At 68.9% G+C, this 25,877-nt stretch carries 20 protein-coding genes and 3 rRNA genes; 13 read left to right on the forward strand and 10 right to left on the reverse strand.

Annotation, left to right across the window (positions count from 1 at the left end):
- Positions 1 to 4: 4 nt before the first annotated feature.
- The gene (locus tag ACP7TJ_RS15020; protein ID WP_093769288.1) at positions 5 to 625 is read right to left on the reverse strand and encodes a DUF47 domain-containing protein; all 621 of its coding nucleotides are present in this window, start codon (positions 623 to 625) and stop codon (positions 5 to 7) included.
- A 237-nt stretch (positions 626 to 862) separates the two neighbouring features.
- Here ACP7TJ_RS15020 and ACP7TJ_RS15025 point away from each other — a divergent pair, with 237 nt between their 5' ends.
- Positions 863 to 1,276 carry a metal-sensitive transcriptional regulator gene (locus ACP7TJ_RS15025; protein ID WP_427763485.1) on the forward strand — a complete coding sequence of 138 codons (414 nt, stop codon included), beginning with the start codon at positions 863 to 865 and terminating at the stop codon, positions 1,274 to 1,276.
- Between the two features lie 24 nt (positions 1,277 to 1,300).
- Here ACP7TJ_RS15025 and ACP7TJ_RS15030 read toward each other — a convergent pair whose 3' ends face one another.
- Together ACP7TJ_RS15030 and ACP7TJ_RS15035 are read right to left on the reverse strand one after the other, a co-directional pair.
- Positions 1,301 to 1,486 carry a hypothetical protein gene (locus ACP7TJ_RS15030; RefSeq protein ID WP_093769286.1) on the reverse strand — a complete coding sequence of 62 codons (186 nt, stop codon included), beginning with the start codon at positions 1,484 to 1,486 and terminating at the stop codon, positions 1,301 to 1,303.
- A gap of 117 nt (positions 1,487 to 1,603) precedes the next feature.
- Entirely contained in the window at positions 1,604 to 2,452 is an 849-nt protein-coding gene (locus tag ACP7TJ_RS15035) for a hypothetical protein (RefSeq protein WP_093769285.1), read from the reverse strand.
- 396 nt (positions 2,453 to 2,848) lie between these two features.
- On the opposite strand from ACP7TJ_RS15035, the gene ACP7TJ_RS15040 reads away from it, so the two are divergent.
- A complete protein-coding gene (locus tag ACP7TJ_RS15040) occupies positions 2,849 to 4,405 on the forward strand; it encodes an FAD-binding oxidoreductase (RefSeq protein ID WP_427763488.1) in 1,557 nt (518 codons plus the stop codon).
- Positions 4,406 to 4,493: 88 nt separating this feature from the next.
- Here ACP7TJ_RS15040 and ACP7TJ_RS15045 read toward each other — a convergent pair whose 3' ends face one another.
- Positions 4,494 to 5,201, reverse strand: coding sequence for a phosphatase PAP2 family protein (locus ACP7TJ_RS15045; protein WP_093769283.1), 708 nt, complete (start codon positions 5,199 to 5,201; stop codon positions 4,494 to 4,496).
- Between the two features lie 210 nt (positions 5,202 to 5,411).
- Positions 5,412 to 6,422 carry an NlpC/P60 family protein gene (locus tag ACP7TJ_RS15050; protein WP_380873571.1) on the reverse strand — a complete coding sequence of 337 codons (1,011 nt, stop codon included), beginning with the start codon at positions 6,420 to 6,422 and terminating at the stop codon, positions 5,412 to 5,414.
- A 352-nt stretch (positions 6,423 to 6,774) separates the two neighbouring features.
- Between ACP7TJ_RS15050 and ACP7TJ_RS15055 the strand changes: the two genes are divergently transcribed.
- From ACP7TJ_RS15055 to ACP7TJ_RS15080, 6 genes are all read left to right on the forward strand, one after another.
- Positions 6,775 to 7,083: a hypothetical protein gene (locus ACP7TJ_RS15055; RefSeq protein ID WP_006136301.1), complete on the forward strand. Its 309-nt coding sequence runs from the start codon at positions 6,775 to 6,777 to the stop codon at positions 7,081 to 7,083.
- A gap of 200 nt (positions 7,084 to 7,283) precedes the next feature.
- Positions 7,284 to 8,084 (forward strand): hypothetical protein, encoded by an 801-nt coding sequence (locus ACP7TJ_RS15060; RefSeq protein ID WP_167743547.1) that lies wholly within the window; start codon positions 7,284 to 7,286, stop codon positions 8,082 to 8,084.
- Positions 8,074 to 9,399, forward strand: a complete 1,326-nt coding sequence (locus ACP7TJ_RS15065) for a hypothetical protein (RefSeq protein ID WP_427763491.1) — start codon at positions 8,074 to 8,076, stop codon at positions 9,397 to 9,399. Before ACP7TJ_RS15060 ends, ACP7TJ_RS15065 begins: the two co-directional genes overlap by 11 nt.
- On the forward strand, positions 9,396 to 10,955 hold the full coding sequence (locus ACP7TJ_RS15070) for an SCO6880 family protein (RefSeq protein WP_427763493.1): 1,560 nt from the start codon (positions 9,396 to 9,398) through the stop codon (positions 10,953 to 10,955). The genes ACP7TJ_RS15065 and ACP7TJ_RS15070 overlap by 4 nt, the downstream gene beginning before the upstream one ends.
- Positions 10,956 to 10,969: 14 nt before the next feature.
- A complete protein-coding gene (locus ACP7TJ_RS15075) occupies positions 10,970 to 12,379 on the forward strand; it encodes an ATP-binding protein (RefSeq protein ID WP_093769279.1) in 1,410 nt (469 codons plus the stop codon).
- Positions 12,380 to 12,399: 20 nt separating this feature from the next.
- The gene (locus tag ACP7TJ_RS15080; RefSeq protein WP_427763494.1) at positions 12,400 to 13,893 is read left to right on the forward strand and encodes a type VI secretion protein; all 1,494 of its coding nucleotides are present in this window, start codon (positions 12,400 to 12,402) and stop codon (positions 13,891 to 13,893) included.
- Here ACP7TJ_RS15080 and ACP7TJ_RS15085 read toward each other — a convergent pair.
- Entirely contained in the window at positions 13,882 to 14,445 is a 564-nt protein-coding gene (locus ACP7TJ_RS15085) for a GNAT family N-acetyltransferase (RefSeq protein ID WP_189912800.1), read from the reverse strand. The two genes, ACP7TJ_RS15080 and ACP7TJ_RS15085, sit on opposite strands and share 12 nt — an antisense overlap.
- Positions 14,446 to 14,536: 91 nt before the next feature.
- Between ACP7TJ_RS15085 and ACP7TJ_RS15090 the strand changes: the two genes are divergently transcribed.
- From ACP7TJ_RS15090 to ACP7TJ_RS15105, 4 genes are read left to right on the forward strand one after another with little or no spacing between them, the layout of a single operon-like run.
- Entirely contained in the window at positions 14,537 to 15,460 is a 924-nt protein-coding gene (locus ACP7TJ_RS15090; protein WP_367448446.1) for an ABC transporter ATP-binding protein, read from the forward strand.
- Positions 15,457 to 16,239: an ABC transporter permease gene (locus tag ACP7TJ_RS15095; protein ID WP_427763497.1), complete on the forward strand. Its 783-nt coding sequence runs from the start codon at positions 15,457 to 15,459 to the stop codon at positions 16,237 to 16,239. Before ACP7TJ_RS15090 ends, ACP7TJ_RS15095 begins: the two co-directional genes overlap by 4 nt.
- Positions 16,240 to 16,271: 32 nt before the next feature.
- Complete coding sequence (locus tag ACP7TJ_RS15100) at positions 16,272 to 17,510, forward strand: sensor histidine kinase (RefSeq protein WP_367495919.1); 1,239 nt, start codon at positions 16,272 to 16,274, stop codon at positions 17,508 to 17,510.
- On the forward strand, positions 17,507 to 18,169 hold the full coding sequence (locus tag ACP7TJ_RS15105; RefSeq protein WP_367448441.1) for a response regulator transcription factor: 663 nt from the start codon (positions 17,507 to 17,509) through the stop codon (positions 18,167 to 18,169). The genes ACP7TJ_RS15100 and ACP7TJ_RS15105 overlap by 4 nt, the downstream gene beginning before the upstream one ends.
- Before the next feature lie 65 nt (positions 18,170 to 18,234).
- Here ACP7TJ_RS15105 and rrf read toward each other — a convergent pair.
- The 4 genes from rrf to ACP7TJ_RS15125 all read right to left on the reverse strand — a co-directional run bounded on the left by rrf (position 18,235) and on the right by ACP7TJ_RS15125 (position 24,483).
- Positions 18,235 to 18,351 (reverse strand): 5S ribosomal RNA (rrf, locus tag ACP7TJ_RS15110).
- 84 nt (positions 18,352 to 18,435) lie between these two features.
- Positions 18,436 to 21,558 (reverse strand): 23S ribosomal RNA (locus ACP7TJ_RS15115).
- Between the two features lie 300 nt (positions 21,559 to 21,858).
- Positions 21,859 to 23,385: ribosomal RNA gene (locus ACP7TJ_RS15120) — 16S ribosomal RNA — on the reverse strand.
- Together the 16S, 23S and 5S rRNA genes form the textbook arrangement of a ribosomal RNA operon.
- A gap of 549 nt (positions 23,386 to 23,934) precedes the next feature.
- The gene (locus ACP7TJ_RS15125) at positions 23,935 to 24,483 is read right to left on the reverse strand and encodes a MarR family winged helix-turn-helix transcriptional regulator (RefSeq protein ID WP_093768560.1); all 549 of its coding nucleotides are present in this window, start codon (positions 24,481 to 24,483) and stop codon (positions 23,935 to 23,937) included.
- 122 nt (positions 24,484 to 24,605) lie between these two features.
- Between ACP7TJ_RS15125 and ACP7TJ_RS15130 the strand changes: the two genes are divergently transcribed.
- A complete protein-coding gene (locus ACP7TJ_RS15130; protein ID WP_093768559.1) occupies positions 24,606 to 25,874 on the forward strand; it encodes an MFS transporter in 1,269 nt (422 codons plus the stop codon).
- Positions 25,875 to 25,877: the final 3 nt, after the last annotated feature.

Here is a 25,877-nt window from a genome sequence, read left to right on the forward strand (position 1 = left end):
AGGCTCAGGACTCCTTGACGGCGATGGTCTCCACCGTGTTCGCCACGTGCTCGAAGGCGTCCGCCGCCTCCTCCAGTACGTCCACGATCTGCTTGAGCTTCAGCACCTCGATCGCGTCGTACTTGCCGTTGAAGAGGTGGGCGAGCAGCTTGCGGTGGATCTGGTCGGCCTGGTTCTCCAGCCGGTTGACCTCGATCCAGTACTCGGTGAGGTTCTCCATGGTGCGCAGGTGCGGCATGGCCTCCGCGGTGAGCTCCGCGGCCCGCGCCAGGACCTCGATCTGCTGCTCGACGCCCTTCGGCAGTTCCTCGACGCTGTAGAGGACGACCAGGTCGACGGCCTCCTCCATGAAGTCCATGATGTCGTCGAGGGACGACGCCAGGGCGTAGATGTCCTCACGGTCGAACGGCGTGATGAACGAGGAGTTCAACTGGTGGAAGATCGCGTGCGTGGCGTCGTCACCGGCGTGTTCCGCGGCCCGCATACGCTCTGCGATCTCGGCCCGGGCGGAGGTGTCCGCCCCGAGCAGTTCCATCAGGAGCTTGGAGCCGGTGACGATGTTGTCCGCCGACGCGGCGAACATGTCGTAGAAGCTCGTCTCCCTGGGGGTCAGACGAAAGCGCACGTGGGGTCCTCGGTATGCGTCGGTTTCGGTCAGGCTGATGCTAGGCACATCATCCGGCCACCTGTAACGGCCGCCCCCCAGTGTCGCCCATCGGGCAGAGTGATGGGTACGGGGGCGGCGGCTGCGCCTCCCCGGATCCGGCGAGCGGCGCGAATCGGCCGTCCGCGGACCGGCGAAGTTCGGTACCATATACCCACCAGGGGTATATAGCGCCCATCAGGACACCAGGAGGACGCGATGACCACCACCGGAACCGGCGCGCACGCGCCCTCCTCCCCGGACGCGGACGCCGCCGTCGGCACCGCGCCCGCAGCGGACGCGTCGGGTGTGACGGACGTAACGGGCATCGTGACCGATCACGACCGCGGGACCCACGGCTACCACCACCAGAAGCAGGAGCACCTCAAGCGGCTGCGCCGCATCGAGGGCCAGATCCGCGGACTGCAGCGGATGGTCGACGAGGACGTCTACTGCATCGACATACTCACCCAGGTGTCCGCCTCCACGAAGGCGCTGCAGTCGTTCGCGCTGCAACTGCTGGAGGAGCACCTGCGCCACTGTGTCGCGGACGCGGCCGTCAAGGGCGGCGACGAGATCGACGCGAAGGTCAAGGAGGCCACGCAGGCCATCGCCCGCATGCTGCGGACCTGACCGGCCGACCGGGGGCCGGGGCCGTCAGGCTCCGGCGGGGTCCGTCCGCGCCTCGGCCACCCGCAGCACCTCGTCGATGCTCTCCAGGCTCAGCCGGTCCTCGGCGTTGGACGCGGCGATGATCAGCTCGCCGCACAGCTCGATCTCGGCGAGCGCCACGTGATCCTGGACCGGAACCGTCCCTCTCCCGAGCGGAGCCACGCGCCTCACCTCACTCTATCGTCACCGACTTCCTAGAGTAGGGAGCGCCCTACGGACCGCGCATGGCACGGAAGGGCTAGTTCGGCCCGGCCACCGGGGGTCCCCTTCCCGGCCCGCCGGCGCCGCTCACTCCTGGGCGATCCGCCCGGCGTAGATGTCCTCGTCCGCGGGAAGCCGCACGTCGGCGGGGGCGCCGAAGCCGTACAGCAGGGTGGTGGAGGCGACCGCGACGGGCTCCTGCCGCTCGCCGTTCACGAAGCTGAACCGGTGCCGGATCTTGCGGATCCGCCCCTCGTCGTCGAGGTACACGTCGAACGGCACCCGCGCGGTGGCGAACCCTTTCGCCGCCGCGCCCAGCGGCCCCCGGTTGACCTCCGACGCCGCGGCCGAGGCCGCCTCCAGGTCGGCGGTGCCCCGGTAGTGCCGCACCCGCGCCCCCGCCACCTCCGTCCGCCCGACGAACGTCGCCGAACGCGTCCCGCGCAGCACCTCGGCCGCGGCGAACGGATCGGTCGCCCCGCCGGTGACCAGGTTCCCGTCGGACAGCGTCGCGGTGTCCACCCGCACCCACTTGTCGGCGGGCACCCCGGCGCCCCGGTTCTTCATGTACAGCGCCCCGGGGGCGAGCAGTTCGGTGATCGGCCGGCGGTCGGCGGCGCCCGCGGGGTCCTGCGGCAGCAGCAGCTTCAGCCGCCCGAGCCGCTTGCGGTAGTCGTAGACCCCCTCGCCCCGGATGGTGACCCGGGTGCCTCCGGTGGCCATCTCCAGCGAGGTGCGCGTCTGCGAGCTGCCCGCCTCCACCAGCGCGTCGGCCGCCGTGCGCAGCACCCGCACCGGATCGCCCGCGGGCGGCCCCTGGGCGACGGCGTCGCTGCGCGCGCACCCGGCGGCCCCGAGCCCGAGACAGCAGACGACCCCGGCCGCGGCCAGGGCCGTCACGCCGTGCGTCCGCCTGTGCTGTCGCCGTCGCGCCATCCCTGCCTACCCCCGCTCCGTCACACGGGCCGCTGTCAGTGGCGTTAACGAACGGTCAAGGGCCCCGTCACGCGGCGCGGCGGGCGTTACCGTGGGCCGCGTGCCCCATCAGGACGACGCGCCGGAGCCCCCGCCTCACCTCACGACCACCACCGAGCAGGGGCCCTTCTGCACGGCCCGCTGCACCTGCGGATGGCGCGGCCCGGCCCGCAGAGCCAGAAGCCTGGCCCGCCAGGACGCCGAAAACCACACGGGGGAGTGACGCGACCCCGGCGGGGTGCCGAGAATGGCCCGGCACCCGGTCCCCCGGCGGACCGTCCGCCCTGGGCCCCGGACGGCCGTCCCGCCCGGGCGCCGTGACAGGCCGCCCCCCACCCGACGTCCGGAAGGCCGCCCGTGAACCGCCGCACCTTCGTCGCCGGCGCCGCCGCCGCGCTCACCACCGCGGCCGTGTCCTCCGCGTGCACCTCCCCGGAGCCCCGGCCCGCACCCCCCGCCTCGCGGGTCCCGTCGTCCCGCGCCCCCTCCAGGACCCCCCGCCCCGCGACGCCCGCCGACTGGACCGCCCTGGCGGGGCACCTCGACGGCCGCCTGGTGCGTCCCGGCGACGCCGACTGGACCACCGCGCACCGCCTCTACAACACCCGCTTCGACACCCTCCGGCCCGCCGCCGTCGCCTACGTCCGGCACGCCGACGACATCCGCACCGCCCTCACCCACGCCCGCGAGCACGCCGTCCCCCTCGCCATACGCAACGGCGGCCACTCGTACGCGGGATGGTCCTCCGGCGACGGGCGCCTGATCGTCGACGTGTCCGACATGGCCCACATCCGGGTCGAGGGGGACACGGCCGTCATCGGCGCCGGAGCCAAGCTGATCGACGTCTACCGCTCCCTCGCCGCCCGCGGGCTCACCGTCCCCGGCGGCTCCTGCCCCACCGTCGGCATCTCCGGCCTCACGCTCGGCGGCGGCCACGGCGTCACCTCCCGCGCCTACGGGCTGACCTGCGACCACCTCACCGAGGTCACCCTGGTCACCGCCGACGGCAGACAGCTCACCGCCTCCGACTCCCGGCACCCGGACCTGTTCTGGGCGCTGCGCGGCGCGGGGAACGCCCAGTTCGGCGTCGTCACCGAGTTCCGCTTCCGCACCCGCCCCGCGCCGCGGAGCGTCACCGGCCACCTCACCTGGCCGTGGGAGCGGGCGGCCGCCGTGGTCGCGGCCTGGCAGCAGTGGGGCCCGGACCAGCCCGACGAGATCTGGTCCGCCCTCCACCTGGACCACACCGGCGGCGGCCCCTCCGTCTCCGTCACCGCCTTCTCCCTCGGCGCCTACGGCGAACTGCAGAACGCCGTCGACCGGCTCGCCGACCGCATCGGCGCCTCCGCGAGCAGCGTCCTGCTGCGCCGCCGCTCGTACCAGGAGTCGATGGAGCTGTACGCGGGCTGCACCTCGTTCGCCGGCGACGCCTGCCGACTGCCCGGCACGGCGCCCGGCCGCAGCCCCGGGGGCGCCCTGGCCCGCGAGACGTACGCGGCCCGCTCCGACTTCTACGACCGCCCCCTCGACGACGCCGGGATCCGGACCCTGCTGGACCGGATCCGGGCGGCCCGCGGCGGCTCGGCGAGCATCGCGCTCACCGCCCTCGGCGGCGCCGTCAACCGGGTCGCGCCCACCGCGACGGCGTTCGTGCACCGCCGCTCCCGCGTACTCGCCCAGTACCTCGCGTCCTGGCACCCCGACAGCACCGACGGCACGGCGGTCCGGGCCTGGCTGACGGCCACTCACCAGGCGCTGCGCCCGCACGCGTCCGGCGCCGCCTACCAGAACTACACCGACCCCGGCCTCGCCGGCTGGCGCCGCGCCTACTACGGCGACGCCGCCCCGCGCCTGTCCCGCCTGAAGCGGCGCTACGACCCGGACCGCGTCTTCACCACCCCGCAGGCCCTCTGAGCCCCCCGGGACAGACCGAGGGCCCGCGACCACCCGCCCCTCGGGGGGAACGGAGATCGCGGGCCCTCGCCGTGCCGTTGTGCCGCCGTCAGGCCGCCAGGTCACGCTCCTCGGGTCCGGCGCCCGCGGCCCTGCCCCGGCTGCGCTCGGCCACCCGCCGGCGCTGGCCCTGCGGCCGGGCCGCGACCAGCCAGCCGGCCTTCGGCGACCGCTCCACCGCCCGCATCAGCGGCGTCAGCAGCGCCATCGCCAGCGGCGACAGCAGCAGCGCGACCGCGGTGCCCAGCGCCAGTCCGCCCACCACGTCCGTCGGGTAGTGCACGCCCATGTAGACGCGGATGAAGCCGCCGATCAGCCCCAGCACCAGCGCGACCAGGCCGAAACGCCGATTGGCCAGGAACAGACCCACCGCGAGCGCCATGCAGAGCGTCGCGTGGTCGCTCACGAAGGAGAAGTCGTTCTTGCCGTCGACGAGCACCTCGAGCCCCTCGTGGTCGTTGAACGGCCGTGGCCGCTCGACGAATCCGCGGATCGGCACGTTCACCAGGACCGCGACGCCCGCCGCGAGCGGGGCCCACACCAGGGCCGCCACCGATGACGCCGCGTCAGGTCCGCCCCGCTTGCGCACGCCCCACCAGCACCACAGCACCATCGCGACGAGGCCGAAGAGCACCCCGTACTCACCGACGAACTCCATGACGTGGTCGAACCACGGCGGGGCGGCCTTGGCCAGGCCGTTGATGTCGTAGAGCAGGTCGACGTCGGGGTTCGACCCGGAATCGGCGAGTCCAGCCATGGTGCTGCGGCCCCTTCGTCATGTCGTCCGGCGCGCGGACGCGCGCCGTGTCTGCCACCCCCGTGGTCTGTAGATCCGCTCGTCCGCTCGGCTACGAGAACAGGAACGCACGGGCCCCGCCGATACGTTCCACCCTCCACCGAAAGATCACGCAGACGTTATCGAAGAGAGATGCGTCGTCGCAGCTCAGAAGGGCGTTTGTCGCTCCGCTCACACCGTCGTGGGGAGCGCTTTCGCGCCATCTTCCGTGACCCGGGTGGCACCAAAGTAGTCAGGAGTGTCGACCGGGTCGAATCGGATCACCGCACCGGGCCGCGGCGCGTCGATCATGTACCCGCCGCCGACATAAATACCCACATGCCGGATGGCCCGCGAATTGGTGAGGTCGTCCGAGAAGAACACCAGATCACCTGGCAGCAGCTCGTCCCGGTCCGGATGCGGACCCGCGTTGTACTGGTCGTTCGCCACCCGCGGCAGCGTGATCCCCACACTCTCGTACGCGGCCTTCGTCAGACCCGAGCAGTCGAAGCGTCCGCCCTGGTCAGCGGTGCCGTTGCCGCCCCATAGATAGGGGGTGCCGAGCTTCTTCTGCGCGAACGCGATCGCCCCGGCGGCCTGCCGCGACGGATCCACCCGCCCCACGGGCGCCGCGAAGCTCTTCTCCAGCTCGCGGATGCGCTTCACATAGTTCTGCGTCTCCTCGTACGGCGGCACACCCCCGTACTTGATGACCGCGTACGCCCCCGCGTTGTACGAGGCGAGCATGTTTTCGGTCAGATTCCCGCCGACGTCCTCCACATAGGACGCCAGCGTGCAGTCGTAGGTCGCCGCGGACGGGATCGCGTCCGCCGGGTCCCACACGTCACGGTCCCCGTCCCCGTCCCCGTCGATCCCGTGGGTGGCCCAGGTGCCGGGGATGAACTGCGCGATGCCCTGCGCCGCGGCATGGCTCTGCGCCCGCGGGTTGAACCCGCTCTCCTGGTACAGCTGGGCGGCCAGCAGCGCCGGGTTGATGGCGGGACAGAGATTGCCCCACCGGGAGACGAGCTGCTGATAGGCCGCCGGCACACTGCCCTTGGCCAGGGACTTGGCGGCCCCGCCGCCCACCCCGTTGACCAGGTTCCCGGCGACGACGTACACGCCGACGACGAGCAGCATCACGAAGGCGACCGTGGCTCCGACGGCAAGAGTCGCACCGACCCAGAGCTTACGCACCGTCAACCACCCCTCACCGTCCGGCAGTCCGCCGCCGCCCGACAGTGTAGAGGCGCGACGGCCGAACGGAAGTGATCAGATACGACGACATGCACGGTCCACGCCGGCGGGGGGCGAGCCGCGCTTCATTGCCCGACGTTACCCAGCGTGATACACAGAGTGACGATACGACTCTTCACCCTTCGGAGCGCGCCCCTCCCGGAGTCCGGCGCGCGCCGGTGGCAAGCTATTCCCACGAAACCCGCCAACAGATGACGTCAAGTCGACATACGACAGCGTCATCGTCGGCGACAATGAGGCCTGACCTCTGCACCCCCGCAGAGGATGCGGAACTACCCATACAGGGGCGGTGACTTACATGCTCTTTGCGGCCGACGAGGGAGACATCAACACCATCATCGGCGGGATCGCTCCGGACTGGGGCCCCTTCGGCAGCCTGGGCAACGAGGCCAAGGTGATGATCGAAGTGGTCATGGCCGTCGCCATCCTCATCTGCCTCGGCATCGCCATCTGGGGGGCGGCCAAACAGCGCATCGGCGCCACCGCGTTGAGGGACACCTTCAGCGCCGAACAGGGCAAGGGCCTCATCATCGCGGGGCTCACGGGCGTCTTCATCATCGGTTCGCTCGGCACCCTGTTCACCATCGTGTACGGCATGGCCGTCTGATCCCGCACCATCGGTCCCGACCGGGCACGCCCGGCATCCCCTCCATCCCACCCGCCCGTCGTGCCCACCGGCTGAGGTTGCGTTTCCCTGATGTCCAGTCACCACACCACGCCCGAGCGGCGGCCGGTACGGCTACCGTCGTACGTGGAGTACACGGAGTACGAGGTGTTCCCGCACGACGCTGAGGGGGCGTACGCGGCATGAGTCTCGGAGACGACACGGGCCGGACCCGCACCCGCCTGCCCGAGGCGGGCGGCGACCCGTACGGCGGCGCGCGCAGAAACGGCCGGTCCTCGTCGCGCAGCCTGGTCACCGTCGTCGGCGTGGTGGTCCTCCTCATCGCGGCCATCGCCTTCGCGAACCGTGGAGGCGGGGATTCCGGCGCGGAGGAGGGGGCGGACTCCCCGAAGGCGGCGGCGACGGCGCCGACGGGCGAGAAGCCCGTCCCGGCGGGCGCGTCCGGCATCCCGGCGGGCTTCGCCCACGACAGGCAGGGGGCGGAGAGCGCGGCGGCCAACTACGCGGTGGTACTCGTCTCCGCCGACATCCTCAAGCCGGACCGGCGCGCCGAAATCGTCCGCCAGGTGTTCGTGGCCGACAAGCAGGCGTCCCTCGAGGACCGCTTCGAGAAGGCCTACTCCAAGGAGTTCCTGAGCACCATCGGCCTGGACGAGAACGGCAACGCCGCTCCGGGCGAGACATACGTGTCCCGCACCATGCCGATCGGCACCAAGGTCACCGGCTACTCGGACACGGACGCCACCGTCGACGTCTGGTGCTCCGGTGTGTTCGGCACGGCAGGGGAGAAGACGACCAACCCGGTCACCAGCGACTGGTTCACCATGACGTTGCAGCTGCGCTGGGCCGACGGCGACTGGAAGGTCGACAGTTTCGCGCAGAAGGACGGCCCCGCGCCCGTCCCCGGGGACGACAAGGCGTCCACCGCCGAGGAGATGGCCAAGGCCGTCCAGGAGTACGGAGGCTTCACCTATGCCCGGTAGCCCGCGCCGCGTACTCAAGCTGGCCACGGCCGTCACAGCCGTGCAGGCCGCACTGCTCATGACGGCCACCCGCGCCACGGCGGCGCCCACACCCTCGCCGACCCCGTCGGACGACAACTGCGACCTGATCGTCGGCCCCGCCAAGGACTACTGCGAACGCGGTGAAGGCGGCGGATCCTCCGGAGGAGGACGGTCGGGCACGTTCAGCGACCCCACCTCCGCCCTCGACCCCCTCGCCTCCCTCGCCCGCGGCTGCGCCGACGCCGCGTCCTGGACGGTCAAGCAGCTCAGCGCCGCCGTCGAGGACACCGCGAAGGTGGACTTCACCAACGACACCTTCCTCCAGCAGTACGCCGTCGTCTTCGCCGCGTCGACGATCCTCACCCTTCTCCTCTGGCTGCTGGCGGTGGCCAAGCGGGCCGTCCGCGGCGTGCCGCTCACCACCGCCCTGTCCGAGGCGATCGGCTTCCTCTGGCTGACCGTCCTCGCCTCCGCCTTCACCCCGCTGATCCTCTACACCGTCGTCTCCGCGACCGACGGCGTCACCGACGTGCTGGCGAAGGCGACCGGTGACCAGACGGACACGTTCTTCGGGACGTTCTCCGCCGCGCTGGAGAAGGGCGACGACATCGGCGGCGGCCCGATCATGCTGATCGTCGTCTCCCTGGTGTCCATCCTCGCCGCCGGCGTCCTCTGGCTGGAGCTGGTGATCCGCGCCGCCCTGCTCTACGTCGGCGCCCTCCTCGGCACCGTCGTCTACGCGGGCCTGGTCGACAAGAACCTCTGGGGCCACGTCCGCCGCTGGGCGGGCATCATGATCGCCGTGATCATGGTGAAGCCGGTCATCGTGATCGTGCTCGGCCTGGCCGGCGCGCTCTCCGCCGACGACGGCCCGGACGCCTTCTCCGCCGTGGTCTCCGGCCTCGCGATCATCCTGCTCGCCATCTTCGCCTCGGCGATGATCTACCGCTTCGTCCCCGGCTTCGGCGACGAGATCGCCGGGTCCCGCAGCAACCGCATCATGCAGGGCGCCGAGGGCAAGGCCGCCGCCGTCATCAGCTCCCCGGCCACCCTGGTCGCCCAGGGCATCAAGACGCACAGCACCCGCGCCGACAACCACGGCGGCGGCCAGTCCTCCGCCCCCCGCCCGTCCAACCCCGCCTCCGGGGGAGTCGCCGCGCACAGCTCCCGCCCCTCGGGCGGCGGATCCGTCCCCTCCGCCGCGCCCCCGCCCCGGACGGCCAGCCCGGTGAACACCCCGCACGCCAGCACACGCAACAGCAGTACCAACCGCACGGGAGGTGAAGGGCGTTGACGACCGAGTCCCATCTGTCCCCCACGGTCACGCCCCGCCGTACGTATCTGATCGGCCGCGCCCGGCCGAACGCGATCGTCGGCCGCAATCGCGAGACCGGTGAGATCGCGCTCATCGTCATCGGCGCGTTCCTCGGCATGATGTGCGGGCTCCTCGTCCCCGTCCTGTCCGTCCGGATCGTGCTGCTGGCGGGCCTGCCGATGCTCGCCCTGGCCGCCGTGTACGTGCCGTACAAGCACCGCACGTTCTACAAGTGGTTCGAGATCAACCGCAGTTACAAGCGCACCCTGCGCCGCGGCGCCACCTACCGCTCCGGCGTCATCGAGGCGGGCACCCGTCTCGACGGCCGCGAGGTGGAGGTCGGCCCCCCGCCCGGCATCGGCAGGATCACCTGGCTCTCCGCGCCGTTCGGCCCGGACGAGATCGCCGTGCTGCTGCACGCGGACCGCAAGACCGTCACCGCCGCCATCGAGATCGAGGGCCCCGGCGTCGGCCTGCGCGACTCCGAGGACCAGGAGGCCCTCGTCGACCGCTTCGGCACGCTGCTCAAGCACGTGGCCAACGGCGACGGCTTCGTCACCCGCATCCAGATGCTCGCCCGCACCCTGCCCGCCGACCCCGACGCGCACGCCAAGGACGTCACCGTCCGCGGCGACGACAAGGCCCCCGCCTGGCTCCAGCAGTCGTACGACCAGCTCCAGTCGATGGTGTCGACCAGCAGCGAGCAGCACCGCGCGTACCTCGTCGCCTGCATGCACTACAACCGCGAGCTCGCCGCCGAGGCCGTCACCATGGCCCGCGCCATGCGCAGCCAGGGCGGCGGCCGCGTCGACCGGGACGCGGGCCTCGCCGTCGTCATGGCCCGTGAGCTGACCGACATCTGCTCCCGGCTCCAGGAGGCCGACATCCGCGTACGCCAGCCGCTCGGCCAGAGCAGGCTGTCCTCGCTGATCCACTCCATGTACGACCCGGACCACCCGATCGACCACATCCAGGCGATGTCCCAGCGCAACGCCTGGCCGGCCGAACTGGACGCCATCGAGCCCACGTACCTCCAGGCCAAGACCCGCGAGTCCGCCACCCGCGCCCCCTGGTGCCACGCCACGGCCTGGGTGAAGGAGTGGCCGATGACCCCGGTCGGCGTGAACTTCCTCGCGCCGCTGCTCGTCCACACCCCGGACGTAATCCGCACGGTCGCCGTCACGATGGACCTCGAACCCACCGAGGTCGCCATCGAGCGCATGCTGACCGAGAAGACCAACGACGAGGCGGAGGCGTCCCGCGCCGCCAAGATGAACCGCACCGTCGACCCCCGCGACGTCGCCGCGCACAGCCGTCTCGACCAGCGCGGCGAGGACCTCGCCAGCGGCGCCGCGGGCGTCAACCTGGTCGGCTACATCACCGTCTCCTCCCGCACACCCGAGGCCCTGGCCCGCGACAAGCGGACGATACGGGCCTCGGCCGGAAAGTCGTACCTGAAGCTGGAGTGGTGCGACCGCGAGCACCACCGCGCGTTCGTGAACACTCTCCCGTTCGCCACCGGCATTCGTAGGTAGGGGCTGAGCTGAAGATGCGGGATCCGCTGTCCGTCGTCACCGACGCCTTCACGTCCTTCCTGTTCGGGAAGGTCGAGACGACCCGGCTGCCGGTGCGCACGTCCACGGGCCAGGCGCAGGCGGTGTACCTGCCGACCGCCGCGCCCGGCCTCGGCGACTCCGGCGTCATCATCGGCCGCGAGGTCTACTCCGGGAAGGGCTACATCTACGACCCCTTCCAGCTCTACGGCCAGCAGCTCCCGGCCCCCCACTGGCTGGTCCTCGGCGAGTCCGGCAACGGCAAGTCGGCGCTGGAGAAGACGTACGTCCTGCGCCAGCTCCGTTTCCGCGACCGCCAGGTCGTCGTCCTGGACGCACAGGGCGAGGACGGCGCCGGCGAATGGAACCTCATCGCCCAGGAGCTGGGCATAACCCCCATCCGCCTGGACCCGATGGCCGCGCTCGACCAGGGCATCCGGCTCAACCCGCTGGACCCGGCGATCACCACCACCGGCCAGCTCGCGCTGCTGCGCACCATCATCGAGGTCGCCATGGGGCACGGCCTCGACGAGCGCTCCGGCTTCGCCCTGAAGGTCGCGCACGCCTACGTCAACGAGACCATCGTCGAACGCCAGCCCGTCCTGTCCGACATCGTCGAGCAGCTCCGCCACCCCGAACCGGAGTCGGCGGAGGCGATGAACGTCGCCATAGACGACGTCCGGGCGTGGGGCCTGGACGTGGCGCTGGTCCTCGACCGCCTGGTCGACGGTGACCTGCGCGGCATGTTCGACGGCCCGACGACCGTCGGCATCGACCTGGACGCCCCGCTCATCGTCTTCGACCTGTCCCACATCGACCGCAACTCCATCGCCATGCCGATCCTCATGGCGATCGTCGGCGTGTGGCTGGAGCACACCTGGATCCGCCCCGACCGGAAGAAGCGCATCTTCCTGGTCGAGGAGGCCTGGCACATCATCAACAGCCCCTTCGTGGCGCAGTTGTTCCAGCGGCTGCTGAAGTTCGGCCGGCGCCTCGGCCTGTCCTTCGTCGCGGTCGTCCACCACCTGTCCGACGTGGTGGACGGAGCGGCGGCGAAGGAGGCCGCGGCGATCCTGAAGATGGCCTCCACCCGCACCATCTACGCCCAGAAGGCGGACGAGGCGCGGGCCACGGGCCGGGTGCTCGGCCTGCCCAGGTGGGCCGTGGAGATCATCCCGACGCTCACCCCCGGCATCGCGGTCTGGGACGTCAACGGCAACGTCCAGGTGGTCAAACACCTGGTCACCGAGACGGAACGCCCCCTGGTCTTCACCGACCGCGCGATGACCGAGTCGTCCGCCGACCTCGCCGACGACGCCCTGCGCGCCGCCGAACTGGAGGCCGAGGAGCGGGCGGCGGCCTTCGTGGAGCAGCACGTCGGGGACTCCGAGTCGACGGTGGCGTAAGAGCGGCAGGAGGGGGACGCGTGAGAGCGGACGAGCGGCGCGGGCACAACGGCGGCATCCCGGACGGACTGCTGGTCGGGGTGCTCGCGTTCCTCCTCGGCATGACGGCGATGGTGTGGACGGCCACCGGCCTCGCGGGCCTCTTCGCCCACGGGAGCTGGCCGTCCGGCCTCTCCTTCACCCGCACCCCGCTCGCCGTGCGCCACCTCGTCGCCGCACCGCAGGACATCCCCGGCGCCTGGCCCGGTGTCCCGCCCGGCGACCTCTCCGGGTACGGCCTCTTCTGGGGCCTGCTCATCGGCCAGCTGATGATCGTGGTGGTCCTCACCGCGTTCGTCCTCGGCACGGTGGCCCGCTGGCGGGCGGTACGGGCGCGGCGGCGCGCGGAGGGAGGGGTGACGGAGGCGCCCTCGCCCCGGAAACCGATGCCGGAACCGGAGCGGATGCCGGAACCGGTGAGGGAGCCGATGCGGGAGCCCGAGCCGGCCCGGACGCCCGAGCCGGCGCCGACCCCGACGCCGGTGCACGAGGTCCCCGCCCCGAGGCCCCCCGAACCCGCCCCTGCCCCTCAGCCGGCCGCGGAGACGACCGCCCCGGGCCTCCACTACGGCCCCCCGGCCACCCGCCACACCGCCGCCGCGCAGGCCGTACGCGACGCCGAGGGACCCGCCCTCGTCCTCACGTCCAACCCGACCCTCTGGTACGACACCAAGGACGCCCGCGCCAAGCTCGGCCCCACCCACCTCTACGACCCGACGCACCTCTGCGACACCCCGGCCCGCCTCCACTGGTCGCCCACCGCCGGCTGCGAGGACAAGCACACGGCGACCGCCCGCGCGGCGGCGCTCCTCGCCCCCGTCCGCCCCACCTCACGGCTCGACCAGCAGCTCGGCGACACCGCCGAACTGCTGCTGCGCAGCTATCTGCACGCGGCCGCCGTCGACGGCCGCACCGTCCGCCACGTCCACCGCTGGGCCCAGGGCCTCCAGATCCAGGACGCCGTACGCGTCCTGCGCACCCACCCCAAGGCGGCGCCGGGCTCCGCGGGCGAGCTGGAGGCGGCGCTCACCGCGCACCCCGAACGCCGGGACATGGCCCAGCAGCTGACGGCGCGTGCGCTGGCGGCCCTTTCCACGGTCAACGTCCGGGAAGCCTGCACTCCCCACCGAAGTGATGCCCTCGCCCTGGATTCCTTCATCCACGAAGGGGGAACGCTCTATGTCGTGGGCGAATCCATCGAGGATCCGCGCACCGGTCCGGGCGCCATGCCTCTGCTCACGGCGCTCGTCTCCTACGTGGTCGAGCACGGCCGGCGCATGGCCGGACGGTCATCCTCCGGTCGGCTCGACCCACCACTCACCCTCGTCCTGGACGACGTGGCGGCAGTGGCCCCTCTCCCTCAGCTCCCGGAGCTGCTCACGGCCGGCCCGGAGCGCGGCATGCCCACGGTGGCCCTCCTCCGCTCCCGCGAACAGGCCCGCGCCCGCTGGCCGCACGCGGAACTACAGGTCTGACTCCGGGTCCGGCCGCTCCACGGCCAGCTCCAGCTCCCGCTCGTCCGGGGCGGGACCCAGCGTCGTGGTCACCCCGGTCTCGACGAAGCCCGCCTTGCGATAGGCCCGCAGCGCCCGCGCGTTGTCCTCGTGCACGAGGAGCCGCACCCGCTCGGCGCCCTGCGCCCACGCCCACTCCAGCGCGGCGTCGAAGAGCACCTCGGTGAGCCCGATCCCCCGGTGCCCCGGCTGCACGTACACCCCGACCAGATGCCCCTGACGCCGCTCGACGGGCAGTCCGGCCCAGTCCGTGGTGCCGGCCTCCTCCATCACCACGGTGACCGTCCCGACCCACTCCCCGTCCGGCCCCGCGGCGATGATCTGCTGGGTTCCGGACGCCCCTTCGGCCCGGCGCTCGGACAGCTCCTGCCAGTAGGAGTCGGGCCTGGCGACGGCGGACTCGTAGGTCTCCATGAAGGCGATGGACGCCACCGGATCCCGAAGGGCCTCCAGCCGCAAGGCCTTGGCCCGGGGCCACTCGTCGGCGTGCAGGGAACGGACCGTGTAACTCATGCGGCCACGGTAGTACCGGGGTACCACGGCCTCACCTGAAATAAGGCCGCCGTCCGACGCCCGCCGCCCCCGCGCCGACGAGCATCGACCCATGATGACGGCACAGCACCTCACCAAACGCTACGGCGGCAGGAACGGAAGGACGGCCGTCGACGACCTGTCCTTCACCGTCCGCCCCGGCACCGTGACCGGCTTCCTCGGCCCGAACGGCGCCGGCAAGTCCACCACCATGCGGATGATCCTCGGCCTGGACGCCCCGACGTCGGGCCGGGTCACCGTCGGCGGCCGCGCCTACGCCGCCCACCCCGCGCCCCTCACCGAGGTCGGCGCCCTGCTGGAGGCCCGCTCCGTCCACCCGGGCCGCACCGCCCGCCACCACCTGCGCGGCCTGGCCCTCACCCACGGCCTCCCCGGACGCCGCGTCGAGGAGGTCCTGGACCTCACCGGCCTCACCGAGGTGGCGGACCGCCGGGTCAAGGGCTTCTCCCTCGGCATGGGCCAACGCCTGGGCATCGCCGCCGCGTTGCTCGGCGACCCCGCCACCCTCGTCCTCGACGAACCGGTCAACGGCCTCGACCCCGAGGGCGTCCGCTGGATCCGCACCCTCCTCAAGTCCCTCGCCGCCGAGGGCCGCACGGTCCTGGTCTCCTCCCACCTGATGAGCGAAATGGCCCTGACTGCCGACCACCTGATCGTCATCGGCCGCGGCCGCCTCCTCGCGGACACCACGGTCGCCGACTTCGTACGGGACTCCGGGGCAGCCACGGTCCGCGTGGTCACCCCCGACCCGGACGCCCTCACCGCCCTGCTCCGGGCCCCCGGCGTCGACTTCCGGGACACCGCCGGCGCGCTGGAGATCCGCGGCACGACCGCCGAACACATCGGCCGCACCGCCGCCGCCCACGGCATCCCCCTCTTCGAACTCACGCCGTCCCAGGCCTCTCTGGAGGACGCCTTCATGACCCTGACCCACGACGCGGTCGAGTACGCCGGCCCGGAGGGAGCAGCCGCATGACCACCACCGCCCACCCTTACAAGGTCACCCCGGCCCGCGTCCTGCGCTCCGAGTGGCACAAGCTGACGACGCTCCGCTCCACCTGGATCGGCCTCGGCCTCACCGTCGTCCTCACCCTCGGCACCGGCCTGCTCATCGCCGCGAGCTACGAGGGCGGAGGCGGTGACGACGACATCGACACCGTCCTGATGGTCCTGCTCGGCATGCAGTTCACCTACGTCGTGCTGGGCACCCTCGGCGTCCTGACCACGGCCGGCGAACACTCCACCGGCCAGATCCGGGCCACCATGACCGCCGTACCCGACAGGCTGCCGGTGCTCTGGTCCAAGGCGGCCGTGCTGGCCGGCGTCGGCTTCCTCACCGTGCTCGCCGCCAACTTCGTCACCTTCCCCCTTGCGCAGGTCTTCCTCGCGGACACCGCGCACGCCGCCTCCCTCACCGACCCCGGCGTGGTCCGCGCCCTCGTCACCAACGCCGCCGGCCTCGCCCTCCTCGGCGTCCTCGCCCTGGCGCTCGGCTCGATGCTCCGCTCGGTCCCGGCGGGCATCGGCGCACTGATCGGCCTCACGATGATCCTGCCGGAACTCCTCCCACTGATCCCCTACGACGTCGTCGACGACGCCGCCCGCCACTTCCCCAGCAGGGCCGTCGAGGCACTCACCCACGCCACCCCTCGGCCCGGCATGCCCTCACCCGGCACGGCCCTCCTCTCGATGGCCCTGTGGACGGCGGGAAGCCTCGCCTTGGCGGCCCTTCTGCTCAGGCGACGGGACGTATGACGGCCTTCCGCACGAGCCGCGCGGCCAGCACCATGGACCGCGTGCCGGAGGAACAGACAGCGGAGCCGATCACCCAGTACCTCCAGCGGACCGTGCAGCGGGTGCGCGCCGTCGACCGGCGCCGCCCGCTCCTCTGGGACCTGCACCTCACGGCCTTCTGGACGACCGCCGCGCTCATCGACCTCTACGGCGGCGGCTGGACCCGCATCACCCGGAACCCCGACGTCCCCGAGGGCCTGGTCCTCGCCCTCAGCCTCGCGCTGACCGTCCCTCTCCTCCAACGCCGTGCCCGCCCCCGCACGGTGCTGCTGGTGATGACGCCGGCCCTGCTGGCCAACGCCTGGACGGGCGCCCTGCTCCAGGCGGCCCTCCTCCACCTGCTCGTCGTCTTCCACATCACCCTGCGCCGCCCGCTGCGCTCCCTGTGGTGGGTGGCCGTGGTGTCGACGGCCCCGGTCGTCCTGACGGTCCTGCGCCATCCGAGAGGCCCCGCCGACGAGGACCTGGGACCGCACCTGATGTCCCTCCTCGTCGCGGTCGCCGTCGGCGTCACGGTCCGCACCCGCCGCGACCACACCGTGGCCCTGGAGGACCGCGCACGCCGCCTGGAGATCGAACGCGACCAGCAGGCACGCCTCGCCGCCGCCGCCGAACGCACCCGCATAGCCCGCGAGATGCACGACATCATCGGCCACAACCTGTCCGTCATCACGGGTCTCGCCGACGGCGGCCGCTACGCCGCCGCCAAGTCCCCCGAGCGCGCCGCCCAGGCCCTGGACGCCATCGCGGGCACCAGCCGCCAGGCCCTCACCGAGCTGCGCCGCCTGCTGGACGTCCTGCGCGACGACGAGCCCGCCCCCGCCGACCTCACCCCTCAGCCCGCGCTCGCCGACCTCGACCGTCTCCTCGACGGCGTCCGCCGGGCCGGACTGCCCGTCCGGGCGACCGTCCACGGCGACCCCGCCATCTCCCCCGGCCGCCAGCTCACCCTCTACCGCGTCATCCAGGAAGCCCTCACCAACACGCTCAAGCACGCAGGCCCGGACGCCACCGCCGGCGTCACCCTCTCGTACGCGACCTCAGGTGCCGTGACACTCACCGTCACCGACACCGGCCGCGGCGGTGCACCGACGACGCACAGCGGACGGGGACTTACCGGAATGCGCGAACGCACGGCCCTGTACGGCGGCACCCTGGAAGCCGGCCCGCGCCCGCACCCGGAACGCGGCTGGCGCGTCCACCTGCGTCTCCCGGAGGAATCCGCACCGTGACCACCGTCCTCATCGCCGACGACCAGCCCCTCCAGCGTTTCGGCTTCCGCATGCTGCTGGAGAGCCAGGACGACATGACGGTCCTGGACGAGGCGGCGAACGGCACGGAAGCGGTCCGCAAGGCCGCGGACCTCAGACCGGACGTCGTCCTTATGGACGTCCGCATGCCCGGCATGGACGGCATCGAGGCCACCCGCCGCATCACCGCCTCCGGAGACCGCACCCGTGTCCTGATCCTCACCACCTTCGACCTGGACGAGTACGCCTACGCGGGCCTCCGCGCCGGTGCCTCCGGCTTCCTCGTCAAGGACGCCCAGCCGGAGGACCTCCTCTCCGGCATACGAGCGGTCGCCTCCGGAGACGCCGTGGTGGCTCCCGGCCTCACCCGCCGGCTCCTGGACGCCTACGTCCACCATCTCCCGGCCGGCACCCCGGAACCCACGGCGCTCGACCCCCGGCTGGCCGCACTGACGGACCGCGAGCTCGAGATTCTGACGGTTCTCGGAAAGGGCTGGACGAACACGGAGATCGCCACGCGCCTCCACCTCGCCGAATCCACGGTGAAGACCCATGTGGGCCGCGTCCTGGCGAAGACGGGTTCGCGGGACCGGGTGCAGGCGGTGATCTGCGCGTACGAAACGGGGCTGGTGCAGCCCTAGAAAAAGCGCCGTGAACGCAGAAAGCCCCCGTGCCGAATGGCACGGGGGCTTTCTATTCAAGAATTGTTCGGCGGCGTCCTACTCTCCCACAGGGTCCCCCCTGCAGTACCATCGGCGCTGTAAGGCTTAGCTTCCGGGTTCGGAATGTAACCGGGCGTTTCCCCTACGCTATGACCACCGAAACACTATGAAACAATCAACCGCACCATGTGTGGCACATGGGGTTGTTCGTGGTTTCAGAACCAACACAGTGGACGCGAGCAACTGAGGACAAGCCCTCGGCCTATTAGTACCGGTCAACTCCACACGTTACCGTGCTTCCATATCCGGCCTATCAACCCAGTCGTCTACTGGGAGCCTTACCCTCTCTAGGAGGTGGGAGTCCTCATCTCGAAGCAGGCTTCCCGCTTAGATGCTTTCAGCGGTTATCCCTCCCGAACGTAGCCAACCAGCCATGCCCTTGGCAGAACAACTGGCACACCAGAGGTTCGTCCGTCCCGGTCCTCTCGTACTAGGGACAGCCCTTCTCAAGACTCCTACGCGCACAGCGGATAGGGACCGAACTGTCTCACGACGTTCTAAACCCAGCTCGCGTACCGCTTTAATGGGCGAACAGCCCAACCCTTGGGACCGACTCCAGCCCCAGGATGCGACGAGCCGACATCGAGGTGCCAAACCATCCCGTCGATATGGACTCTTGGGGAAGATCAGCCTGTTATCCCCGGGGTACCTTTTATCCGTTGAGCGACGGCGCTTCCACAAGCCACCGCCGGATCACTAGTCCCGACTTTCGTCCCTGCTCGACCCGTCGGTCTCACAGTCAAGCTCCCTTGTGCACTTACACTCAACACCTGATTGCCAACCAGGCTGAGGGAACCTTTGGGCGCCTCCGTTACCCTTTAGGAGGCAACCGCCCCAGTTAAACTACCCATCAGACACTGTCCCTGATCCGGATCACGGACCCAGGTTAGACATCCAGCACGACCAGACTGGTATTTCAACGACGACTCCACCCGAACTGGCGTCCGAGCTTCACAGTCTCCCAGCTATCCTACACAAGCCGAACCGAACACCAATATCAAACTGTAGTAAAGGTCCCGGGGTCTTTCCGTCCTGCTGCGCGAAACGAGCATCTTTACTCGTAGTGCAATTTCACCGGGCCTATGGTTGAGACAGTCGAGAAGTCGTTACGCCATTCGTGCAGGTCGGAACTTACCCGACAAGGAATTTCGCTACCTTAGGATGGTTATAGTTACCACCGCCGTTTACTGGCGCTTAAGTTCTCAGCTTCGCCTGGACGAATCCAAGCTAACCGGTCCCCTTAACGTTCCAGCACCGGGCAGGCGTCAGTCCGTATACATCGCCTTACGGCTTCGCACGGACCTGTGTTTTTAGTAAACAGTCGCTTCTCGCTGGTCTCTGCGGCCACCCCCAGCTCAGAGCGCAAAGCTCATCACCGGATGTGGCCCCCCTTCTCCCGAAGTTACGGGGGCATTTTGCCGAGTTCCTTAACCATAGTTCACCCGAACGCCTCGGTATTCTCTACCTGACCACCTGAGTCGGTTTAGGGTACGGGCCGCCATGAAACTCGCTAGAGGCTTTTCTCGACAGCATAGGATCATCCACTTCACCACAATCGGCTCGGCATCAGGTCTCAGACTCAATGGTGTGCGGATTTGCCTACACACCGTCCTACACCCTTACCCCGGGACAACCACCGCCCGGGATGGACTACCTTCCTGCGTCACCCCATCACTCACCTACTACCAGCTCGGGTCACCGGCTCCACCACTCCGACCTCGTCCGAAGACTCAGCCGGCGGCTTCACGGGCTTAGCATCACTGGATTCGATGTTTGACGCTTCACAGCGGGTACCGGAATATCAACCGGTTATCCATCGACTACGCCTGTCGGCCTCGCCTTAGGTCCCGACTTACCCTGGGCAGATCAGCTTGACCCAGGAACCCTTAGTCAATCGGCGCACACGTTTCTCACGTGTGAATCGCTACTCATGCCTGCATTCTCACTCGTCAACCGTCCACAACTCGCTTCCGCGGCTGCTTCACCCGGCAGACGACGCTCCCCTACCCATCCATACACCCGTTGGGGCTGTTGTATGAATGACACGACTTCGGCGGTACGCTTGAGCCCCGCTACATTGTCGGCGCGGAATCACTAGACCAGTGAGCTATTACGCACTCTTTCAAGGGTGGCTGCTTCTAAGCCAACCTCCTGGTTGTCTGTGCGACTCCACATCCTTTCCCACTTAGCGTACGCTTAGGGGCCTTAGTCGATGCTCTGGGCTGTTTCCCTCTCGACCATGGAGCTTATCCCCCACAGTCTCACTGCCGCGCTCTCACTTACCGGCATTCGGAGTTTGGCTAAGGTCAGTAACCCGGTAGGGCCCATCGCCTATCCAGTGCTCTACCTCCGGCAAGAAACACACGACGCTGCACCTAAATGCATTTCGGGGAGAACCAGCTATCACGGAGTTTGATTGGCCTTTCACCCCTAACCACAGGTCATCCCCCAGGTTTTCAACCCTGGTGGGTTCGGTCCTCCACGAAGTCTTACCTCCGCTTCAACCTGCCCATGGCTAGATCACTCCGCTTCGGGTCTTGAGCATGCTACTGAATCGCCCTGTTCGGACTCGCTTTCGCTACGGCTTCCCCACCCGGGTTAACCTCGCAACACACCGCAAACTCGCAGGCTCATTCTTCAAAAGGCACGCAGTCACGAGAACAAGGCAAGCCTTGTTCCGACGCTCCCACGGCTTGTAGGCACACGGTTTCAGGTACTATTTCACTCCGCTCCCGCGGTACTTTTCACCATTCCCTCACGGTACTATCCGCTATCGGTCACCAGGGAATATTTAGGCTTAGCGGGTGGTCCCGCCAGATTCACACGGGATTTCTCGGGCCCCGTGCTACTTGGGTGTCTCTCAAACGAGCCGCTGACGTTTCGACTACGGGGGTCTTACCCTCTACGCCGGACCTTTCGCATGTCCTTCGCCTACATCAACGGTTTCTGACTCGTCCTGTTGCCGGCAGACAACAGAAGAGAGATCCCACAACCCCGTATGCGCAACCCCTGCCGGGTCTCACACGCATACGGTTTGGCCTCATCCGGTTTCGCTCGCCACTACTCCCGGAATCACGGTTGTTTTCTCTTCCTGCGGGTACTGAGATGTTTCACTTCCCCGCGTTCCCTCCACTTGCCCTATGTGTTCAGGCAAGGGTGACAGCCCATGACGACTGCCGGGTTTCCCCATTCGGACACCCCCGGATCAAAGCCTGGTTGACGACTCCCCGGGGCCTATCGTGGCCTCCCACGTCCTTCATCGGTTCCTGGTGCCAAGGCATCCACCGTGCGCCCTTAAAAACTTGGCCACAGATGCTCGCGTCCACTGTGCAGTTCTCAAACAACGACCAACCACCCATCACCCCCGGACAAACCCGGAGTTCACTGGGGCCGGCACTGAAGGAAGATCATTCCCTCAGACACCCAACAGCGTGCCCGACACCCTCGCCCCTCGTGGTCCGCGTTCCACGCTCCGAAGAGCAGTACTAGCAACCCGAGTTGGCTGAAGATGCCGAGTAGTCAACGTTCCACCCATGAGCAACCAGCATCAGACGTTCGCTGATGTACTGGCCTCTGGACTGCCGAGGCAGCCTAGAAGTGCTCCTTAGAAAGGAGGTGATCCAGCCGCACCTTCCGGTACGGCTACCTTGTTACGACTTCGTCCCAATCGCCAGTCCCACCTTCGACAGCTCCCTCCCACAAGGGGTTGGGCCACCGGCTTCGGGTGTTACCGACTTTCGTGACGTGACGGGCGGTGTGTACAAGGCCCGGGAACGTATTCACCGCAGCAATGCTGATCTGCGATTACTAGCGACTCCGACTTCATGGGGTCGAGTTGCAGACCCCAATCCGAACTGAGACCGGCTTTTTGAGATTCGCTCCACCTCGCGGTATCGCAGCTCATTGTACCGGCCATTGTAGCACGTGTGCAGCCCAAGACATAAGGGGCATGATGACTTGACGTCGTCCCCACCTTCCTCCGAGTTGACCCCGGCGGTCTCCCGTGAGTCCCCAACACCCCGAAGGGCTTGCTGGCAACACGGGACAAGGGTTGCGCTCGTTGCGGGACTTAACCCAACATCTCACGACACGAGCTGACGACAGCCATGCACCACCTGTACACCGACCACAAGGGGGCGCCCATCTCTGGACGTTTCCGGTGTATGTCAAGCCTTGGTAAGGTTCTTCGCGTTGCGTCGAATTAAGCCACATGCTCCGCCGCTTGTGCGGGCCCCCGTCAATTCCTTTGAGTTTTAGCCTTGCGGCCGTACTCCCCAGGCGGGGCACTTAATGCGTTAGCTGCGGCACGGACGACGTGGAATGTCGCCCACACCTAGTGCCCACCGTTTACGGCGTGGACTACCAGGGTATCTAATCCTGTTCGCTCCCCACGCTTTCGCTCCTCAGCGTCAGTATCGGCCCAGAGATCCGCCTTCGCCACCGGTGTTCCTCCTGATATCTGCGCATTTCACCGCTACACCAGGAATTCCGATCTCCCCTACCGAACTCTAGCCTGCCCGTATCGACTGCAGACCCGGGGTTAAGCCCCGGGCTTTCACAACCGACGTGACAAGCCGCCTACGAGCTCTTTACGCCCAATAATTCCGGACAACGCTCGCGCCCTACGTATTACCGCGGCTGCTGGCACGTAGTTAGCCGGCGCTTCTTCTGCAGGTACCGTCACTTTCGCTTCTTCCCTGCTGAAAGAGGTTTACAACCCGAAGGCCGTCATCCCTCACGCGGCGTCGCTGCATCAGGCTTTCGCCCATTGTGCAATATTCCCCACTGCTGCCTCCCGTAGGAGTCTGGGCCGTGTCTCAGTCCCAGTGTGGCCGGTCGCCCTCTCAGGCCGGCTACCCGTCGTCGCCTTGGTGAGCCATTACCTCACCAACAAGCTGATAGGCCGCGGGCTCATCCTGCACCGCCGGAGCTTTCGAACCGCTTGGATGCCCAAGCGGGTCAGTATCCGGTATTAGACCCCGTTTCCAGGGCTTGTCCCAGAGTGCAGGGCAGATTGCCCACGTGTTACTCACCCGTTCGCCACTAATCCCCACCGAAGTGGTTCATCGTTCGACTTGCATGTGTTAAGCACGCCGCCAGCGTTCGTCCTGAGCCAGGATCAAACTCTCCGTGAATGTTTACCCGTAATCGGGTGCACACATCACGAAAGCGGAACATCGGGAGGAATAATCCCGACGTTCACAGCGTCCTCGCTGTGTTTTCTTCAAAGGAACCTCGACCATCCGAAACCGGATGGACGGGGTATCAACATATCTGGCGTTGACTTTTGGCACGCTGTTGAGTTCTCAAGGAACGGTCGCTTCCTTTGTACTCACCCTCTCGGGCTTTCCTCCGGGCGCTTCCCTTCGGTCTTGCGTTTCCGACTCTATCAGATCTTTTTCTCGACCTGACCCCCGGTCAGCGGGGTTTGTCTTTCCGGCCGTTGCGGGCCGTTCCGACGTCTCAAACCTTAGCGGACTCTCTCCGTGTTTCCCAAATCGGGAGTGTGGAATTGAATTCAGGCATGCGGGCATACCGAAGTCGTTCCCACTGGGAGGTCGTGCTGAGGTTTGTTGCCGCTCTCGCGGCGGAAGTGCTGCCGGAGAACCGTTACGTCCCCGTGGCAACCCGAAGAACCTTACGGATCGTCCCGGGCCGCGTCAAGTGGCAGCGCCCAAGATCTTTCAGTCCAGGTCGGTGAGGCGTCCGCCGGCGTCCGGCTGGGCGTCCTCCACCCGGCGCAGCAGGCGGGTGAGCACCTCACCCAGGGCGGTCCGCTCCTCCGGGCTGAGGTCCTGGAGGAGGTCCGTCTCGAAGACGGTGGCCATCCGCATGGCCTCCTGCCACTTCTCCCGGCCGGCCGGGGTGAGCTCCACGATGACGCGGACCCGGTTGTTCTCGTCCCGCTCCCGGGTGACCAGACCCTCGGTGACCATGCGGTCGATGCGGTGGGTCATGGCGGCCGGGGTCAGGCCCAGGCGCTTGGCGAGGTCGCTGGGGCCCATCCGGTAGGGGGCGCCGGAGAGGACGAGCGCCTTGAGGACCTCCCAGTCGGCGTTGGTGATGCCGAGCTCGGCGGTCTGGCGGCCGTAGGCGACGTTCATGCGGCGGTTGAGCCGGGACAGCGCGTTGACGATCTTCTCGACCTGGGGGTCGAGGTCCTGGAACTCGCGCTGGTACGCGGCGATCTGCTCTTCGAGGGTCGGCTCGTCCAGGCCGGGGGTGTCGCCCATGCCCGCAGTATGGCACGCCCCTTCTTTGCCTTGAAGTCCTTCTCTGTGTACTCTTTAGCATCGAACTTTAGCTTCTAAGTCTTCACTCCTAACTAGTGAGAGAGGTGAACGTGACCAGGGCGATGGGCGCAGCGATGCGCCGGATCCACGTGGGCAACGCACTCAGCGCTTTCGGGCTGGGCTTCACGGTCCCGTACCTGTACGTCTACGTGGCGCAGGTGCGCGGGCTGGGGTCGGTGACGGCGGGGCTGGTCCTCGCGGTCTTCGCCGTGGCCGCGCTGATCGTGCTGCCGCTCGCCGGGCGGGCGATCGTCCGGCGCGGCCCCCTTCCGGTGCTGCTCGCCGCCCTGCTCACCGCCGCGATCGGCTCGCTGAGCCTGGGGCTGTCCGCGAGCGCCGCGACCGTGCTGCTGTCGGCCGCGGCGCTCGGCGCCGGACAGGCGGTCATGCAGCCGGCCCTGGCCACGATGATCGTGGACTGCTCCGGTCCGGAGACCCGGTCGCGGGCGTTCGCCATGCAGTTCTTCCTGCAGAACCTCGGGCTCGGCGTCGGCGGCCTCATCGGCGGCCACCTCGTCGACCCGACGAAGGCCGGCTCCTTCACTCTCCTCTTCACCATCGAAGCGGTGATGTTCCTGCTGCTGGTCGTCGTGATGTCGACGGTGCGGATGCCGCGCTCACCGCGGATCGACGGCACGCCCGCGCAGTCGGCCAAGGGCAGCTGGAAGCAGCTGCTGGGCAACCGGGCCATGGTGCAGCTGTGCGTGCTGGGCTTCGTGCTGTTCTTCGCCTGCTACGGCCAGTTCGAGTCCGGCCTGAGCGCGTACGGCGTCGAGGCCGCCGGGATCTCCACCTCCACGCTGGGGACGGCGCTGGCGGCGAACACGCTGGTGATCGTCGTCGCGCAGTTCGCGGTGCTCCGCTTCGTGGAGCGGCGCAAGCGGTCGCGTGTGATCGCGTCCGTGGGGCTGATCTGGGCCGTGGCGTGGGCCGTGGCCGGGTACGCGGGGCTCGGCGGCGCCGGCCAGGAGATGGCGACGGCCGCGTTCGTCTCGACGTACGCGCTGTTCGGGCTCGGGGAGGCGATGCTGTCGCCGACCCTGGCGCCGTTGGTCGCCGACCTGGCGCCGGCCGGGATGGCCGGTCAGTACAACTCGGCGTTCGCCCTGGTGAAGCAGCTCGCGCTGGCCGTGGGTCCGGCGGTGGGCGGGCCGATGGCGGCCTCCCTGCACGCGCCGTACATCGTGGTGTTCCTGCTGTTCTCGCTGGGGATCACCGTGCTGGCCCTGCGGCTCGGGCGGCAGCTCACCGCCGTGCAGGACCAGCCGTCGGCCGCGGGCAGCCGGGTCGTCGCGCAGGGCGGCGCGGAACAGGCCCCGGCGCGCGCCTGACCG

It is taken from the genome of Streptomyces sp. DSM 41931 (assembly GCF_050271085.1).
Lineage (GTDB): Bacteria > Actinomycetota > Actinomycetes > Streptomycetales > Streptomycetaceae > Streptomyces > Streptomyces albogriseolus.

Bases quoted from the DNA above. Each gene is read 5' to 3' on its own strand.
- ACP7TJ_RS15130 (WP_093768559.1), top strand. From the start codon at position 24,606: ATGGGCGCAGCGATGCGCCGGATCCACGTGGGCAACGCACTCAGCGCT.
- ACP7TJ_RS15085 (WP_189912800.1), bottom strand. From the start codon at position 14,445: ATGAGTTACACGGTCCGTTCCCTGCACGCCGACGAGTGGCCCCGGGCC.
- ACP7TJ_RS15100 (WP_367495919.1), top strand. From the start codon at position 16,272: ATGGACCGCGTGCCGGAGGAACAGACAGCGGAGCCGATCACCCAGTAC.
- ACP7TJ_RS15095 (WP_427763497.1), top strand. From the start codon at position 15,457: ATGACCACCACCGCCCACCCTTACAAGGTCACCCCGGCCCGCGTCCTG.
- ACP7TJ_RS15045 (WP_093769283.1), bottom strand. From the start codon at position 5,201: ATGGCTGGACTCGCCGATTCCGGGTCGAACCCCGACGTCGACCTGCTC.
- ACP7TJ_RS15055 (WP_006136301.1), top strand. From the start codon at position 6,775: ATGCTCTTTGCGGCCGACGAGGGAGACATCAACACCATCATCGGCGGG.
- ACP7TJ_RS15025 (WP_427763485.1), top strand. From the start codon at position 863: ATGACCACCACCGGAACCGGCGCGCACGCGCCCTCCTCCCCGGACGCG.
- ACP7TJ_RS15075 (WP_093769279.1), top strand. From the start codon at position 10,970: ATGCGGGATCCGCTGTCCGTCGTCACCGACGCCTTCACGTCCTTCCTG.
- ACP7TJ_RS15035 (WP_093769285.1), bottom strand. From the start codon at position 2,452: ATGGCGCGACGGCGACAGCACAGGCGGACGCACGGCGTGACGGCCCTG.
- ACP7TJ_RS15060 (WP_167743547.1), top strand. From the start codon at position 7,284: ATGAGTCTCGGAGACGACACGGGCCGGACCCGCACCCGCCTGCCCGAG.
- ACP7TJ_RS15090 (WP_367448446.1), top strand. From the start codon at position 14,537: ATGATGACGGCACAGCACCTCACCAAACGCTACGGCGGCAGGAACGGA.
- ACP7TJ_RS15125 (WP_093768560.1), bottom strand. From the start codon at position 24,483: ATGGGCGACACCCCCGGCCTGGACGAGCCGACCCTCGAAGAGCAGATC.
- ACP7TJ_RS15065 (WP_427763491.1), top strand. From the start codon at position 8,074: ATGCCCGGTAGCCCGCGCCGCGTACTCAAGCTGGCCACGGCCGTCACA.